This is a genomic window from Magnetospirillum sp., assembly GCA_027532905.1.
Taxonomy (GTDB): domain Bacteria; phylum Pseudomonadota; class Alphaproteobacteria; order CACIAM-22H2; family CACIAM-22H2; genus Tagaea.
The window spans coordinates 340,842-355,142 of the sequence record JAPZUA010000004.1 but is presented as its reverse complement, the minus strand read 5'-3'; the positions used below and the strand labels follow the sequence as shown (position 1 = coordinate 355,142).

14 protein-coding genes are annotated in these 14,301 nt (G+C 66.5%); 5 read left to right on the top strand and 9 right to left on the bottom strand.

The genetic code is table 11. The features are described from left to right. Nucleotides 1-15 precede the first annotated feature (15 nt). The 3 genes from O9320_15575 to O9320_15565 are packed head-to-tail and all read left to right on the top strand — an operon-like array spanning nucleotide 16 to nucleotide 3,555. A complete protein-coding gene (locus O9320_15575; GenBank protein MCZ8312265.1) occupies nucleotides 16-1,620 on the top strand; it encodes a bifunctional metallophosphatase/5'-nucleotidase in 1,605 nt (534 codons plus the stop codon). Nucleotides 1,621-1,656: 36 nt separating this feature from the next. Then, the gene (locus tag O9320_15570) at nucleotides 1,657-2,562 is read left to right on the top strand and encodes a dienelactone hydrolase family protein (protein MCZ8312264.1); all 906 of its coding nucleotides are present in this window, start codon (nucleotides 1,657-1,659) and stop codon (nucleotides 2,560-2,562) included. 18 nt (nucleotides 2,563-2,580) lie between these two features. After that, entirely contained in the window at nucleotides 2,581-3,555 is a 975-nt protein-coding gene (locus O9320_15565; protein ID MCZ8312263.1) for an esterase-like activity of phytase family protein, read from the top strand. Between the two features lie 14 nt (nucleotides 3,556-3,569). Here the strand turns inward: O9320_15565 and O9320_15560 are convergent, their stop codons facing one another. After that, nucleotides 3,570-4,406, bottom strand: coding sequence for a helix-turn-helix transcriptional regulator (locus O9320_15560; protein MCZ8312262.1), 837 nt, complete (start codon nucleotides 4,404-4,406; stop codon nucleotides 3,570-3,572). 96 nt (nucleotides 4,407-4,502) lie between these two features. Here O9320_15560 and O9320_15555 point away from each other — a divergent pair, with 96 nt between their 5' ends. After that, a complete protein-coding gene (locus O9320_15555) occupies nucleotides 4,503-4,928 on the top strand; it encodes a hypothetical protein (protein MCZ8312261.1) in 426 nt (141 codons plus the stop codon). A gap of 138 nt (nucleotides 4,929-5,066) precedes the next feature. Here O9320_15555 and rpmB read toward each other — a convergent pair whose 3' ends face one another. The 4 genes from rpmB to O9320_15535 form a co-directional block, all read right to left on the bottom strand. After that, the gene (gene rpmB, locus O9320_15550) at nucleotides 5,067-5,360 is read right to left on the bottom strand and encodes a 50S ribosomal protein L28 (protein ID MCZ8312260.1); all 294 of its coding nucleotides are present in this window, start codon (nucleotides 5,358-5,360) and stop codon (nucleotides 5,067-5,069) included. A gap of 83 nt (nucleotides 5,361-5,443) precedes the next feature. Beyond that, a complete protein-coding gene (meaB, locus tag O9320_15545; GenBank protein MCZ8312259.1) occupies nucleotides 5,444-6,448 on the bottom strand; it encodes a methylmalonyl Co-A mutase-associated GTPase MeaB in 1,005 nt (334 codons plus the stop codon). After that, a complete protein-coding gene (locus O9320_15540) occupies nucleotides 6,445-7,398 on the bottom strand; it encodes an acetyl-CoA carboxylase carboxyltransferase subunit alpha (GenBank protein ID MCZ8312258.1) in 954 nt (317 codons plus the stop codon). Before O9320_15540 ends, meaB begins: the two co-directional genes overlap by 4 nt. Nucleotides 7,399-7,464: 66 nt before the next feature. Next, nucleotides 7,465-8,409, bottom strand: coding sequence for a CoA ester lyase (locus O9320_15535; GenBank protein MCZ8312257.1), 945 nt, complete (start codon nucleotides 8,407-8,409; stop codon nucleotides 7,465-7,467). Nucleotides 8,410-8,488: 79 nt separating this feature from the next. Between O9320_15535 and O9320_15530 the strand changes: the two genes are divergently transcribed. Beyond that, nucleotides 8,489-9,187 carry a DUF1223 domain-containing protein gene (locus tag O9320_15530; GenBank protein MCZ8312256.1) on the top strand — a complete coding sequence of 233 codons (699 nt, stop codon included), beginning with the start codon at nucleotides 8,489-8,491 and terminating at the stop codon, nucleotides 9,185-9,187. Here the strand turns inward: O9320_15530 and aceB are convergent. The 4 genes from aceB to O9320_15510 all read right to left on the bottom strand — a co-directional run bounded on the left by aceB (nucleotide 9,184) and on the right by O9320_15510 (nucleotide 14,297). Further along, nucleotides 9,184-11,265, bottom strand: coding sequence for a malate synthase A (gene aceB, locus O9320_15525; protein MCZ8312255.1), 2,082 nt, complete (start codon nucleotides 11,263-11,265; stop codon nucleotides 9,184-9,186). The two genes, O9320_15530 and aceB, sit on opposite strands and share 4 nt — an antisense overlap. 110 nt (nucleotides 11,266-11,375) lie before the next feature. Continuing rightward, nucleotides 11,376-12,314, bottom strand: coding sequence for a tyrosine recombinase (locus O9320_15520; GenBank protein MCZ8312254.1), 939 nt, complete (start codon nucleotides 12,312-12,314; stop codon nucleotides 11,376-11,378). An 11-nt stretch (nucleotides 12,315-12,325) separates the two neighbouring features. Next, entirely contained in the window at nucleotides 12,326-14,176 is a 1,851-nt protein-coding gene (locus O9320_15515) for a hypothetical protein (GenBank protein ID MCZ8312253.1), read from the bottom strand. Continuing rightward, nucleotides 14,157-14,297, bottom strand: coding sequence for a hypothetical protein (locus O9320_15510; GenBank protein ID MCZ8312252.1), 141 nt, complete (start codon nucleotides 14,295-14,297; stop codon nucleotides 14,157-14,159). Before O9320_15510 ends, O9320_15515 begins: the two co-directional genes overlap by 20 nt. Nucleotides 14,298-14,301 lie beyond the last annotated feature (4 nt).

Here is a 14,301-nt window from a genome sequence, read left to right as displayed (position 1 = left end):
GTCCGGAGAAGATCCATGCGCAAGATCCTGTTTGCTTCGTTGCTGGCGTTGGGTCTTGGGGCCTGTGCGGGCGAACCGCCCGCACCGCTCAAACTCACCATCCTGCACAACAACGACATCCATTCGCGCCTGCAGCCGGTCAATGCGCAGAGCAGCACGTGTTCGGCCCAGGATGCCGCGCAGAACCGCTGCTTCGGCGGCATGGCGCGTGTGGCCACCACGCTGCAGACGCAGAAGGCCGCGGCCGAAGCCGCCGGCCGCCAGGTGCTCACGCTCGACGCCGGCGACCAGTTTCAGGGCTCGCTTTTCTACAGCCACTACAAAGGCTCGGCCGAACTCGAAGTGATGAGCCAGGTCGGCTACGATGCGATGGCGATCGGCAACCACGAATTCGACGATGGCCCGGAAAACTTCGCGCGCTTCCTGCGCGCGGCTCGCTTCCCCGTGTTGTCGGCCAATATCGACGCCGGCACCGAGCCCGTGCTGCGCGACCTGTTCAAAAGCCATGTCGTGCTCACGCGCGCGGGCGTGAAGATCGCGGTCGTGGGGGCCACGACCGAAGACACGCCCGAAATCGCGTCGCCGGGCCCGCGCTTGCGCTTTTCGAAGGCCGAAGACGTGCTGCGCCCGCTCGTCGCCAAGCTGCGCGGCGAGGGCGTTACGCACATCGTGCTGCTCTCGCATCTGGGCTTGCCGCGCGACCGCGAGGTTGCGGCGGCCGTGGACGGCATCGACGCGATCGTCGGCGGCCATTCGCACACGCTGCTCGGCAACGGCATCGACGGCGCGCAAGGGCCGTATCCCACGCTCGTCAAGAACCCGTCGGGCCGCGACGTGCCGATCGTGCAGGCCGGCGCCTTCTCGCGCCATGTCGGACGCTTGGATATCGATTTCGACGCGGCCGGCAACGTGGTGGCGGCGTCGGGCAATACGATCCTGATTGCGCAATCGGTGGTGCCGCATGCGGCCATCCAGGCGACGATCGACCGGCTCGACGGACCGCTCGCCCAAGTGCGCGAGACGCGCGTGGGCCAGGGGGCTATCGACTACACGCTCGACGGCTGCCGCGCACGCGAATGCGCGCTCGGCAATCTCGTCGCCGAAGCGATGCTTGCGGCCACGCGCGGCCAGGGCACGCAGATAGCACTCCAGAACGGCGGCGGCCTGCGCGCCGGCATTGCGGCGGGCGAAATCCGCTTGGGCGCGGTGCTCACCACCTTGCCGTTCCAGAACTCGGTCGCAACGTTGAAGCTCAAGGGCAGCGATTTCGTGGCAGCCCTCGAAAACGGCTTGTCGCAGGTGGCGCAAGGCGGCGGGCGCTTCCCGCAGGTCGCGGGCGTGCGCTACACGTGGGACGTTTCGCGCCCCGTGGGCAGCCGCGTCGTTTCGGTCGAACTGCGCCGGGCGGACGGCAGCTACGGCCCGTTCGATCCAAACGCGACCTATTCGATCGCGACCAACGATTTCATGCGCCGCGGCGGCGACGGCTACACCGTGCTGCGCGACAGTGCCATCGATCCCTACGATTTCGGCCCGGGCCTCGACGATGCCCTGGCCGCCTATGTCCGTGCCAACTCGCCGGTGCGGGTCCCGATCGACGGACGTATCGTGACGCGCTGAAAATTCCACCCCCCTCTCAACCTGGAAGGATCGAACATGCCCGACGATATTCGCCCCACTGATCTCCTCGACTCGCAGAAAACCTCGCTGCAGCCGCCGGCGCTGCCGGTCGGCCGCCGCGGCTTCATGGCGGGTGCAGGCATTGCCACCGGCTTTGCCATTGCGGCGGGTCCCGTGCAGGCCCAGACTATGATCACGACCGATACGGTCGGCCTTGCCGCCGGCATGGTCACGGTACCCACCGCAACCGGCGGCATGCCCGCCTACTATGCGCGCCCCGCACAAGGCGACCATTTTGCGACCGTGATTGTGGTGCAGGAAATCTTCGGCGTGCACGAATACATCAAAGACGTGTGCCGCCGTCTTGCGAAGGCAGGCTACCTTGCTGTCGCACCCGAGCTCTATTTCCGCCACGGCAATCCCGCGACCGCACCCGACGTGCAGACCGTGCTGCGCGACATCGTCTCGAAAGTTCCCGACGCCGAAGTCATGACCGACATCGACGCGACCGTTCGTTGGGCCGGCCGCGACGTCGGCAAGGGCGACACGAGCAAGCTCGGCATCACCGGCTTCTGCTGGGGCGGGCGCGTGGTGTGGCTCTATTCCGCGCACAATCCGGGCGTCAAATCGGGCGTGGCGTGGTACGGTGTGGTCGAAGGCGAAACCAACGCCATGCGCACCCAGCATCCGATCCAGCAGGTCGCCCGCATCAAGGCGCCGATCCTGGGCCTTTACGGCGGTGCGGATGCCGGCATCCCGAACGAAGGCGTGGACCGCATGCGTGCAGCCTTGCGCGCCTCGGGCAACACCGCGTCGGATATCGTGACCTATCCCGACACGCCGCACGCGTTCCATGCCGACTACCGGCCGAGCTACCGGCCCGAGCAGGCGCGCGACGGTTGGCGCCGTCTGGAAGCCTGGTTCGCGCGCACGCTCGCTTAAAGCAGGCGCCCGCACTCGATGCACCCAACGCGGCGCAGCGCACTTGCCCTTGGCGGCGGTGCGCTCGCCGCGTTGTCTTTTCCGAGCCTTGCGCGTGCCAACGAGGCGATCGAACTCAGCGCCCACAGAATGCCGCTCGACGAGCGCGCCCCGGAGCTGGATCGTGTGGGCGCCCTCGCTTGGCGCGGCGGCCTGTGGCTCCAATCGTCCGACAAGCGCTTCGGCGGCTGGTCCGATCTGTGGATCGATCCTGCCAACAGACGCGTTATCGCGATCTCCGACCGCGGTTGGACGCTCGATGCGGTCATTCTCTTCGACGGGCACCTGCAGGGGCTTGGCAATGCGCGTTTGGGGCGCCTGACGGGGCCGGACGGCAAAGCGCTGCTGCGCGCCGACAGCGACGCCGAAGGGCTCGCGCGAATGCCTGACGGCAGCTTTGCCGTGAGCTTCGAGCAACGCCCGCGCATCCTTGTTTATCCGCCAACCCAGTCGCCCTTTTCGCGCCCGCCGCGCGCCATCCCAGGTCCGAATTTGGGCGAAACGCCGCGCAATGGCGGCATGGAAGCGCTTGCCTGTCTGCCGGGCGGTGCTTTGCTCACGCTCGTCGAAGAAGGACTTGAAGCCGGCCTGCATCGCGGCTTCGTGCAAACGCCGACCGGCTGGGCCAAGCTCAATTACCGGGCCGCCGCCGATTTCGCGCCCGTCGGAATGTGCGTGCTCGACGACGGCTCGAGCATCGTGCTCGAGCGCAGCTTCTCGCTATTCTTCGGCGGCTTTGGCACGCGGCTTGTGCGTGTGGCCGCAGGGGCGTGGGTCGGCGGCGCTATCGTCGAAGGCACCGAGCTTGCGCGCCTACGCCCGCCGCTGCTCGTCGACAATTACGAAGGCATCGCCGCCACGCGTGGCCCCGACGGCACAATCCTGCTGTGGCTCATCGCCGACGACAACTACATGTCGCTTCAGCGCACGCTGCTGGCGGTGTTCGCGCTTTAGCGTCGCGCTTAGCGTCAGCCAGGGGTCGTGGCCGCTGCCTCGGGTTGCACGCGCTTTGAAAGCCGAACAAAATATTCCCGAGTCGCCTCGTCGGCCGGGAAGAACGACTCGATGGCAAGCTCCGACAAGGCGACGTCGATGGCCGTACCGAACACGGTCGTTGTCGTAAGAAGCGACAGCATCGCGCCCTCGGGTTCTTGCAGCTCCAGCTTGAAGGCAAACTCACCCCACATGCGCTCGATCGGCGTCGGCGGCGCTGCGCTAAAGGGCACAGGATAGGCGCGCAACTCAGCGAGCAGATCGACGAGCACCGGGTCGGACGTTGCGTCGATCTGGCGCGCCAAGCGATGGAAGACATGTGCCCGCCAGTCGCGCAGATTGCGGATGCGGCTGCCCAGGCCGGCGGGGTGCAGGCTGAGCCGCAGGACGTTGGGGATACCGACGAGCAGATGCGCGGCCACCCCGGCCAAAAGCGGCCCGACGGCGCCATTCGCCAGCACGAGCTGCCAATGCCGATCCACAGCCAGTGCGGGATTGGGGGCATGTCCGTGCAGAATGGCGTCGATGGCCCGACGTGCGGCGGCGAGGTCTGGATGCGCAATCCCGCGATCGACCAGGATCGGAGCAAGCCCCGCTGCCAGCAAAAGTGCATTGCGATCGCGCAGCGGCACGTCGAGAGTCGCGGCCAGTTGGAACACCATGTCGCGGCTCGGCGTCGAACGGCCCGATTCCAGAAAACTCAGATGGCGCTGCGAAACGCCTGCCTCGGTGGATAGGTCGAGTTGACTGAGCCGCCGCCGCTTGCGCCACGCCTGCAGAAGCGCACCGAATTCAGGATTGCGCGTATTCATGGCCTCACTCTGTTCGACCAGTCGCTTACCGACAATGACCTTGTAGGTAATCGCTTTGCGTTGCGCCGTGCCTGCAATCTCGGGGCTGCGCGCACGATGCGCTTCACCGCACAGGAGGCAAAAGCTATGTCCATGAACGCTGCACTCTCGCCCCGCACAATTCTGCGCCTTGACGGCGTTGTCTGTTTTGCGATGGGCTCCGCCCTCATCGGATTTTCCAGCATGCTTGCGGAGCCGACAGGCTTGTCGCTTGGCTTTCTATTGGTTGCAGGCTTGCTGCTGCTGCCCTCGGGCTTGGTCATTCTCGCAGTATCCTGGCCGCTCCATCCGCCTCGGTTGGGTGTTGCTGTCGTCGTGCTAGGTAACTTGCTTTGGGTTGTTGCCAGTTTCGGCGTTCTGTTTTTGGGGATCGTGCAGCCGACGCGGCTTGGTGTCGGGCTGATCGTCGGGCAAGCAGTGGCCGTCTTGGCAATCGCGGCACTCGAAGCGCGCCCGCTGTCAGCCCGGCTTTCTCACAGCTGATGCGCAGCAGCCATATTCAATGTCCGACAATCAGCCAAAAAAAAGCCCGCCGGTGCATGGGCGGGCTTTTGAGTTCTTGTATCGGAAACAAGGATGATCGTGTTTTTGATTATCCCTTCGGCAACCGTTCGAAGGCGATCAGGCGGCGCGCTTCACGAGCGCTTCCTTGACCTGTTCCTTCAAGCGGCGCATCTGCTTGTCGAGTTTGGCGGCGGGCGTCTTCACGAGCCACGCATCGAGACCGCCCGAATGTTCGACGGTCTTGAGGCCGTTGGTCGACAGGCGCAGGCGCACCGAGCGGCCAAGCACGTCGGACAGCAGCGTCGTATCCTGCAGATTGGGCAGGAAGCGGCGCTTCGTCTTGTTGTTGGCGTGCGACACATTGTTGCCGACCAGCGGACCTTTTCCGCTTACCATGCAGCGACGCGACATAATACGAACCCTCATCCAAAACGCCCCTGACGACCCGGGGCACAGCAAAGAGGGGGCGGTTTTAGGGTCTGGCGCGCGTGCCGTCAACCGCTGCCTTTGGCAGGCCGCCCTCGCAACGCCGACAAAATCGCAGCGGCGGCCTTGTAGGGGCTTTTAACCCCCTGAAATACCTTGTTTTCTTCCGATTCGACGAGATTTTTGAGGGCCGGTTCGCCGGTCAGGATTTCGGCGAGCCCGTCCTCGATTTCGCGCCAAAGGGTGGTTTTGGCTTGGGAAGTGCGTTTGGCGACCAAACCGTCGCCCCCCAAGGCGGCACGGTGGGCGAGGATCGCGGCCCAGATCTCGGCGATGCCGGTCCCGTGCAGCGACGACACGCGCAGGACCGGCGGATGCCAAGCGGCGTTGGATGGGCGCAGCATGTGCAAAGCGGCCGTGTAGTCGGACGCGGTGCGGCCCGCGGCCGCCTCAAGATCGCCGTCGGACTTGTTGATGGCGACAAGATCGGCAAGTTCGACAATGCCCTTCTTGATGCCCTGCAGCTCGTCGCCGCCGGCCGGCGGCAGCAGCAGCATGAAAAGATCGACCATTTGCGCCACGGCCGTCTCGGACTGGCCCACGCCGACGGTCTCGATCAGTATCGTGTCGAATCCGGCCGCCTCGCACAGCAGCGACGCCTCGCGCGTCCGGCGCGCAACCCCACCCAAATTGCCGCCCGACGGCGACGGGCGGATGAAAGCGCGCGCGTCGCGCGCCAGCATTTCCATGCGCGTCTTGTCGCCGAGGATCGAGCCGCCCGACACGGGCGACGACGGATCGACCGCGAGCACGGCAGGCTTGCGCCCTTGCGCCAAAAGATAGAGACCGAAAGCTTCAATGAAGGTCGATTTGCCGGCCCCCGGCGGACCCGAAATGCCGACGCGCACGACGGGCGACGTGGCTTGCGGGCGCAGCAGGGCGAGCAGATCGTCGGCGCGCGCGCGGTCGTGTGCCGCAGTCGATTCGACGAGGGTGATGGCGCGGGCAAGGGCGCGGCGCTCGCCGCTGCGGATCGCCGCCAGCAACGCGGCGGGGTCGCCCAGCTCGCTCAAAGCCCTCTACGGCCCATATCGAGAAATTTCTCGCGCCGACGCGCGCGCAGCACGCCGCCGTCGATGCCCTTCATCTCGGCAAGCGACACCGCGATCGCGTCGCCCAAGGCAGTGATCGTCTCTTCCTTGCCGCGATGGGCCCCGCCCAGCGGTTCGCCCACAATGCCGTCGATCACGCCGAGCTTCAGCAGATCCTGGGCAGTCAGCTTCAATGCTTCGGCTGCGACCTGTGCTTGGTCGGCCGCCCGCCACAGGATCGAGGCACAGCCCTCGGGCGATATCACGGAATAGACCGCGTGTTCGAGCATCAGCACCTTGTTGGCCGAGGCAATCGCAATGGCGCCGCCCGAGCCGCCCTCGCCGAGCACGGCCGCCACAAACGGCACCTTGATGCGCAAGCCCGCTTCGATTGTCTTGGCGATGGCTTCGGCCTGGCCGCGTGCTTCGGCGTCGATGCCGGGATAGGCACCGGCCGTGTCGATCAGCGAGATGACCGGCAGCGAAAACCTGTCGGCCAAGGCCATCAGGCGCTGGGCTTTGCGATAGCCCTCGGGCTTGGCCATACCAAAATTGTGCTTGATGCGGCTTTCGGTGTCCGAGCCCTTCTCTTGGCCGATCACGACGACCGATTGGCCGCGAAAACGCCCAATGCCGCCGATGATGGCCGCATCGTCGGCAAACAGCCGGTCGCCGGCGAGCGGGGTGAAACCGTCGATGAGGCCGGCGACGAATTCCTTGCAATGCGGGCGCTCGGGATGCCGTGCCACCTGCACTTTTTGCCACGCGGTAAGCTTGGCATAGACGGTGCGGATCTGGCGGTCGACCTTGGCCTGCAGCTTGGCGACCTCGTCGGCAATATTGAGGGTGCCGTCGCCGGTCAGGCGCTTCAGCTCCTCGATCTTGCCTTCAAGCTCGGCGATCGGCTTTTCGAATTCCAGGTAGTGGGCCATGCTGGCCGCGTCTATAGCATGGAAAAAGCGGGCGTCCAGACCCCTTTTGTGCGGTGCGGCGAGCGTCTAGCCGTGGCCGCGAATCTGCCCATGTTTTGCCACGATCGCGCGCGCCTGGCGGATCGAGGCGATGTCGATCAAGCGGCCTTCGAAAGTGGCGGCCCCTTGGCCCTCGTCGGCTGCGGCGTCCATGGCGAGCAGGATCGCGCGCGCTCGCTCGACCTCCATCGGGTCCGGCGTGAACACGTCGTTGACGGTCGCGATCTGCGAGGGATGGATCACCATCTTGCCCTCGCAGCCCAAGGCCGCCGCGCGGAACGCCGATTCCTTCATGCCGAGCGGATCGTTGAAATCGGCGTAAGGCCCGTCGACCGGTCGCTTGCCCGCCGCACGCGCGGCCACCACGATGCGCGCGAGCGCGTAGTGCCAAATATCGGCCTGCTTGCCGTCCACGGCGTATTGCGCTGACAGCCCGCCGATATTGGTCGTGCGCATGCCGGTCGAGGCGGCAAAGTCGCCGACGCCGAAAATCAGCGATTCCACGCGCGGGGCGGCACATGCGATCGCCTCCACGTTGGCGAGGCCCTGGGCGGTTTCGATCAAGAGCTCGAGCCCGATGCGCCGCTCGATCTTCTTGGCGCGTTCGATCTGCGTGAGCCACATATCGACCGCGAGCACGTCTTCGACGCGGTTCACTTTGGGCAGCATCAAGAGATCGAGGCGGTTGCCTGCTTTTTCGACGAGATCGACAAGGTCGCGATACATCCATTCGGTGTCCGCACCGTTGACGCGCACCGAAACCGTCTTGCCGACGGCCGCCCAGTCGATGTCGTTGAGCACGTCGATCGCGTTCTTGCGCGCTTTGACCTTGTCGGACGGCGCGACCGCGTCTTCGAGATCGAGAAACACGACGTCGGCGCCTGAGCGTGCCGCCTTGGCGAAAAGCTCGGGGCGGCTTGCAGGGACTGCAAGCTCGGTGCGGTTCAAGCGCAGCGGGATCGAATTGGGCATGGGTCAAGTTTCTACCCCGAGCGGGTGCGTAGGAACAAGCGCGCGTAACTTCGCGTCGCAATCTTGCGAACTTTGCGGCATGACACATCGCAAAACGCTGTTCGTCGCCCTGTTTGCGGGCTTCCTTGCGCACCCGGTTGCCGCAGCGGATCGGCCAGTGGTGGTCGAATTGTTCACCTCGCAAGGCTGCTCGTCGTGCCCGCCAGCCGACGCGCTGTTGGGCGAGCTTGCCCAGCGTAAGGATGTGCTCGCACTCGCCTACCATGTCGATTATTGGGACCGGCTCGGCTGGAAGGACCCGTATTCGAGTGCGGCGGCCACGCGCCGCCAGCGCCAGTACGGCGACCAGTTCCGCCTGCGCGCGATCTACACGCCGCAGATCGTGGTCGACGGGCGGGCCGAGATGGTGGGCTCCGATCGCCGTGCTGTCGCGCGTGCGATTCAAGCGGCTGCCCAAGCGACTGCCGCACCCGCCCCGCGTTTCGACATCGATCTCGTGCGCGAGGCTAACGACATTCGCGTGCATGTCGGTGCCGATGCGGCATTGGCGGGGGCACGCGTGCAGCTGGTCGGCTATGTGCGCGGCCGGACGACGCGCGTGACGGCCGGCGAGAATGCCGGGCGCACGCTTGCCGAAGCGAATATTGTCGTTAGCAGCGAAATTCTGGGCGAAGGCGCGGGTGATTGGCGGGTACCCGCCGCCGCCGACCGTGCCTATGCGGTCCTCGTGCAAGCCCCGGACGGCCGCATTCTGGGGGCCGCGGCGCTGGCGCCTTAACCCAGCTTGGCTTCGTTGGCGACGAGCCAGTCGTAGGCGGGCAGCGTCAGGAATTCGGGGAAGTTTTCGGCTTCCACGAGTTCGAGGAACATCTTGGCTGCCTCTTTGTAGCGGCCCTTGACGTAGCGCTCGGCGCCCACGCTTTTCTTGAGCTTTTCGAGCTCCTCGTCGACGATCTTGCGCACGAAGGATTTTTCGACCGCACGCCCGTCGTCGAGATGCGCTTCGTGGTGCAGCTGCTGCCACACTTGCGCGCGGCTGATCTCGGCCGTGGCGGCGTCTTCCATCAGATTGTAGAGCGGCACGCAGCCCTGGCCGCGCAGCCAGGCTTCGAGATAGCCGATGCCGACAGCGCAGTTTTGGCGCAGGCCCGCTTCGGTTGCGGTCCCGGCCGGCACTTGCAGCAGATCAGCCGCCGCCACGTGCACGTCCTGGCGTTTGCGCGCGATCTGGTTGGCGTCCTTCATCTTGTCGTCGAACGCGGCCTTGGCGATCGCCACGAGGCCCGGATGGGCGACCCACGTGCCGTCGTGGCCGTCTGCGGCTTCGCGTTCCTTGTCGATGCGCACCTTGTCCATGGCGGCTTCATTGGCGGCGGCGTCGTCTTTGATCGGGATCTGGGCCGCCATGCCGCCCATCGCGTGTACGTTGCGCTTGTGGCAGGTCTTGATCGCAAGCTGGCTGTAGGCGCGCATGAAATGCGAGACCATCGTGACCTGGCCGCGGTCCGGCATCAGGCAGGCCGGGCGCGTCGCGAACTTCTTGATGAAGCTGAAGATGTAGTCCCAGCGCCCGCAATTGAGCCCGGCCGAATGCTCGCGCAGCTCGTAGAGGATCTCGTCCATCTCGAATGCGGCAAGGATCGTTTCGATGAGCACCGTCGCCTTGATCGAGCCAGCCTTGATGCCGAGGGCGGTCTGCGCATGCACGAAAATGTCGTTCCACAGCCGCGCCTCGAGATGGCTTTCGAGCTTGGGCAGGTAGAAATACGGGCCCGAGCCGTTTTTGAGCAGCGCTTTGGCATTGTGGAAGAAATAGAGACCGAAATCGAAGAAGGCGCCTGCCATCGGCTTGCCGTCGACCGTCAGATGCTTTTCGGGCAAGGCGAGCCCGCGCGGGCGCACGAACAGCACGGCGTGTTTCGGATTGAGCTTGTAGCTTTTGCCGGAGGCTGGATCGCTGTAGGCGATGGTGCCCGCGACCGCGTCGCGCAGATTGATCTGGCCGTCGACGAGATTGTTCCAGCTTGGCGCGGAGGCGTCCTCGAAATCGGCCATGAACACGTTCGCACCGCAGTTGAGCGCGTTGATGACCATCTTGCGGTCGACGGGGCCGGTAATTTCGACGCGGCGATCGAGGATGTCTTTGGGCAGTGGGGCGACCGTCCAGTCGCCTTCGCGCACGCTGCGCGTCATCGGCGAAAAATCGGGTTTTTCGCCGGCATCGAGACGCGCCTGGCGGGCCGTGCGCGCGGTCAACAGGTCGCGGCGGCGTGCGCCGAATTTGCGCTCGAGCTCGACCACGAAGGCGATCGCCTCGGGTGTCAGAATCGCCAACTGTGCAGGCTGCACCTTGGCGTCGAGCTTCACGCCGTCGTCGGGCAGCACGGTGCCGCCGGGACCCTTCACGGGCAGCTTGGGCGGCGGCGGCGGTGGGGCAACGGCGACGGGCTTGGCCGGCGGGGCTTTGGCCGTGACCGGTTTGCCAGCCGGGGCTGCCGCAACCGGTTTGGCCGGGGCAGCTTTCGCAGGGGCCAATTTCGCCGGCGCTGGCGCTGGCGCCGCAGCCGACTTGGTGGGCGCTTTTGCGGCCGATTTCGGGGCGAGGACCGGTTTTTTGGGCGCTGGGGCCGGTTTCTTGGCCGCGACCGGCGGTTTTTTGGGGGCGGGGGCCGGCTTTTTGGCGGCAGGCGCTTTTTTCGCGGGCGGAGCGGGCTTTTTGGCCGCGATCGGCTTCTTGGCCGGGACCGACTTTTTGGCCGCAAGTGGTTTCTTTTGCGTCGCTTTTTTGCCGTTTGCCGGTTTGGCAACCGGCTTTTTCGCAGCGGATTTCTTGGCGGGCTTCTTTTTGGCAGCCATCGGCAGGATCCCTTACAGCGCCGGGCGACTCCGGCAAAATGTTCGTCTTGCTGGTGTAACCTTTGAATTTGCGCGTTACAAGCGCAAGACGGTTGTTTTTGCGCCCCCTTTCAGCGACGGCGCGCCAGCGGATGGTGTTTGGCCACAACCTGTTTCAGGCGTTCGCCGCCGACATGGGTGTAGATCTGGGTTGTGGCGATGTCGGCATGGCCCAGCATCTGCTGCACCGCGCGCAGATCGGCCCCGCGATCGACGAGATGGCTTGCAAACGCATGCCGCAGCACGTGCGGCGACAGGCGCTGCGGCGCAATCCCGGCGCGCGGCGCCAACGCCTTGAGGAGCTGGGCAATGCGCGCAGGCGTAAGGTGCCCGGCTTTGGCTGCACTCGGGAACAGATAGAGCGATTTGGCGGCTTTGGGGCTGCGCTTGTCGCGCGCCTGCCGCCACGCCGCGATCGCGGCAAGCGCAGGGGCGGCAAGCGGGATCAAGCGTTCTTTGTCGCCCTTGCCGCGCACGATCAAAAACGAGCCGTCGCGCGCGAGGGCCGACACTTTGAGCCCGGCCAGTTCCGACACGCGCAGCCCGCTCGAATAGAGCACTTCGAGGAAGCACATGAGCCGCCCGCCGTCTTTGGCGGTGTGGCTGCGGGCGGCATCGATGAGGCGCGCGACTTCGTCTTCGGCCAAGATCTTGGGCAGCGGCCGGCCGATGCGCGGGGCCTCGAGGCTCGTCAGCGGGTCGTCGGCGCGATGGTTTTCGGCCAGCAGAAAACGATGCAGCTGGCGCATCGCCGAAAGCCGGCGCGCTGCACTGCGCGGGCTCAATGCGCGGGCCGCAAGCTTGGCCATGTAGGCGCGCGCAAGGGCGGCATCGCACGCCAGCACGCTGCTGCCGCGTGCGGCCAAAAAGGCTTCGTAATCGGCAAGATCGACCGAATAGGCGCGCTCGGTATGGGCCGACGCGTTGCGCTCGGCGCGCATCATTTCGAGAAACAGCGTCGCGTGGCGCGACAGATCGGGCTTGGGAGCAGGCGGCCGGCCGCGCGCCATCGCCCGAACGCCTAAAGCCCCGACGCGATCGCGGATTCGAGGGCCAGCAGGCGTGCATTTTCCTCGAGGCCGACCGCGCGCAGACCATCGAGCACCGAGAGCAGCACATAGACGGGGGCACCCGCTGCACCCTCGCCGCCCAGCATATGCACAACGAGCAAGGCGCATTCGGCGGGCCTGCCGCCGATCCCCGCCTCGTGGAGTGCCGTTACCAACGCTGGATGCGGCAAGCTTGCGGTCTGGCGCTCGAGTGCTGTTTGCGGAAAAGCCAGGGCGGCCCCGCCGCCCGGCAGATGCCCAAGGCCGCTCAGCAGGGCAACGCCAAGCGATGCGCGGGCTGGGGCAGTACGCGCGTCGCTTGCGTCGAGCGCTTGGCGCCAGGCGGCAAGGCGGGGCGAGCTGCGCGCTTCGCCGGTCTCGATGCCGGCCAGAGTTGCGAGCAACCAGATGCGTGCGGCCTCGTTGGTCGCCGCCGTGTCGCCGCCGATTTGGGCCGCGCGTACAAGCCGGATCCAGCCCGTTGCGGCTTCGCGCTCGCCCGCCATCAACAGGGCGCGCGCGGCATCGGCGGCGGCAAAACGAGTGTCGGACGAGGGCGGCGTCTGCGCCAGCAAGACCACGCTCGCGCGCGCCAACGTGGCGTAGCCGCCGCGCTCGCGGCCATGGTTCCACAAAGCCTGCAGCGCGGTGAGGCGGGCAGGGCCGATCGGGGCTGCGTCGGCGGCTTTGAACAAGGCCGCCCGCCCGCGCGGACCGCCGTCGCCGCGCGCAAACGCCGCCGGATCGGCCGACTGGGCGGCGGTGAGTTCGATGGCGCGGTAGAAATCGGCAAGTTCGCCCGCCGGCATGGCGCCGAATGCTTCGGCGCGTTCGGCGGCAGCCAAGCGAAATTCGGGCGTGCCCCAATCGCCGCGCGCAAGGGCGGCAAGCACGGCGGGGTCGTTGCTCTGCACGCTGTCGGCAGGCGGGGCAACCTTGGCGGCGCGCAGCATGGCGAGCGACAGCGGATCGGCATTGCGCAAGGTATCGACGCGCACGCCGCGCCCGTCGCCGCCGATCGCGAGCAGCAGGGTCACAAACGCGGGGTCTTCGGGTGCGCCCTGGTCGCGCAGCATCGCCAAGCCCAGCTGGGCGCGGTCGCCGTCGCCAGCTATGGCCTGGCAGAACATCAGCGCCTTCTGCAGCGCCACGTCGCGGCCGCGCGCCAGCGCTTCGCGCACCAGCGCACAGGCCCGCTCGTCGGCCTGCGCCAGAAACGCCGCGTCGATCAGCAGGCGCGCAAGGGCGGGATCCGTCATGCGGTCGGGAATGCGGCGTGCAAGCTCGGCCGCCGATTCGATGTCGCCAAGGGCGCGCAGCCGGCCTGCGCGCAAGCCCGCGAAGTTCGCTTGGGCGTTTGCACCCGGTGCGGCGAGCGACGTCGCCACCAGCGGTCCTGCCGCTGTCGAAGCAAGCGTGCGCCACGCCAATTCGCGCAAAGGCTGCGAGGCAAGCGGGGCGGGCAGGTCGCGCACAAGGCGCTCGGCAAAAGCACGCCCGCTCGCCGCCCACGCATCGGGCGGAAAGCCGCCGCGCGCCGCATCGATAAGACCGATCGCCTCTGGGTCGAGCGGGCGGGCGACTTCGACCTCGATCCCGGCCGGTGCTTGCAGTTGCGGCGTGGTGCGCGGGGCTGCCTCACCCGCAGGATCGGCTGTCGCGGCAGGCGGCGGTTCGACGCGCGGCGGCGGCGGACGCAGCAGGTTCGAGCCGGGGTTTTGGGCGAAAGCAGGTGCAGCCGCACCGGCGGCCAGCAGCCCCGCGGCCATAAGCGGTGCGATCAGCAGGGCACGCATGGTGCGGTCAGCGCGGCAGGCGGTCATTGGGGATCGTCTTTTCGATTCGCGCGGTCGGTGCAGGGATATCCCAGCTCGCCAGGAACGACACCCCGGCGGCAAGGGCCGCCGCAACGACCACAAGAATGAGCAGAAAGGGGCGTCGCATCTTC

Excerpts from the sequence above, each read along its gene's own strand:
- O9320_15575 (MCZ8312265.1), top strand. The coding sequence starts at position 16 with ATGCGCAAGATCCTGTTTGCTTCGTTGCTGGCGTTGGGTCTTGGGGCC.
- O9320_15570 (MCZ8312264.1), top strand. The coding sequence starts at position 1,657 with ATGCCCGACGATATTCGCCCCACTGATCTCCTCGACTCGCAGAAAACC.
- O9320_15565 (MCZ8312263.1), top strand. The coding sequence starts at position 2,581 with ATGCACCCAACGCGGCGCAGCGCACTTGCCCTTGGCGGCGGTGCGCTC.
- O9320_15560 (MCZ8312262.1), bottom strand. The coding sequence starts at position 4,406 with ATGAATACGCGCAATCCTGAATTCGGTGCGCTTCTGCAGGCGTGGCGC.
- O9320_15555 (MCZ8312261.1), top strand. The coding sequence starts at position 4,503 with ATGCGCTTCACCGCACAGGAGGCAAAAGCTATGTCCATGAACGCTGCA.
- rpmB (MCZ8312260.1), bottom strand. The coding sequence starts at position 5,360 with ATGTCGCGTCGCTGCATGGTAAGCGGAAAAGGTCCGCTGGTCGGCAAC.
- O9320_15540 (MCZ8312258.1), bottom strand. The coding sequence starts at position 7,398 with ATGGCCCACTACCTGGAATTCGAAAAGCCGATCGCCGAGCTTGAAGGC.
- O9320_15535 (MCZ8312257.1), bottom strand. The coding sequence starts at position 8,409 with ATGCCCAATTCGATCCCGCTGCGCTTGAACCGCACCGAGCTTGCAGTC.
- O9320_15530 (MCZ8312256.1), top strand. The coding sequence starts at position 8,489 with ATGACACATCGCAAAACGCTGTTCGTCGCCCTGTTTGCGGGCTTCCTT.
- aceB (MCZ8312255.1), bottom strand. The coding sequence starts at position 11,265 with ATGGCTGCCAAAAAGAAGCCCGCCAAGAAATCCGCTGCGAAAAAGCCG.
- O9320_15520 (MCZ8312254.1), bottom strand. The coding sequence starts at position 12,314 with ATGGCGCGCGGCCGGCCGCCTGCTCCCAAGCCCGATCTGTCGCGCCAC.
- O9320_15515 (MCZ8312253.1), bottom strand. The coding sequence starts at position 14,176 with ATGACCGCCTGCCGCGCTGACCGCACCATGCGTGCCCTGCTGATCGCA.
- O9320_15510 (MCZ8312252.1), bottom strand. The coding sequence starts at position 14,297 with ATGCGACGCCCCTTTCTGCTCATTCTTGTGGTCGTTGCGGCGGCCCTT.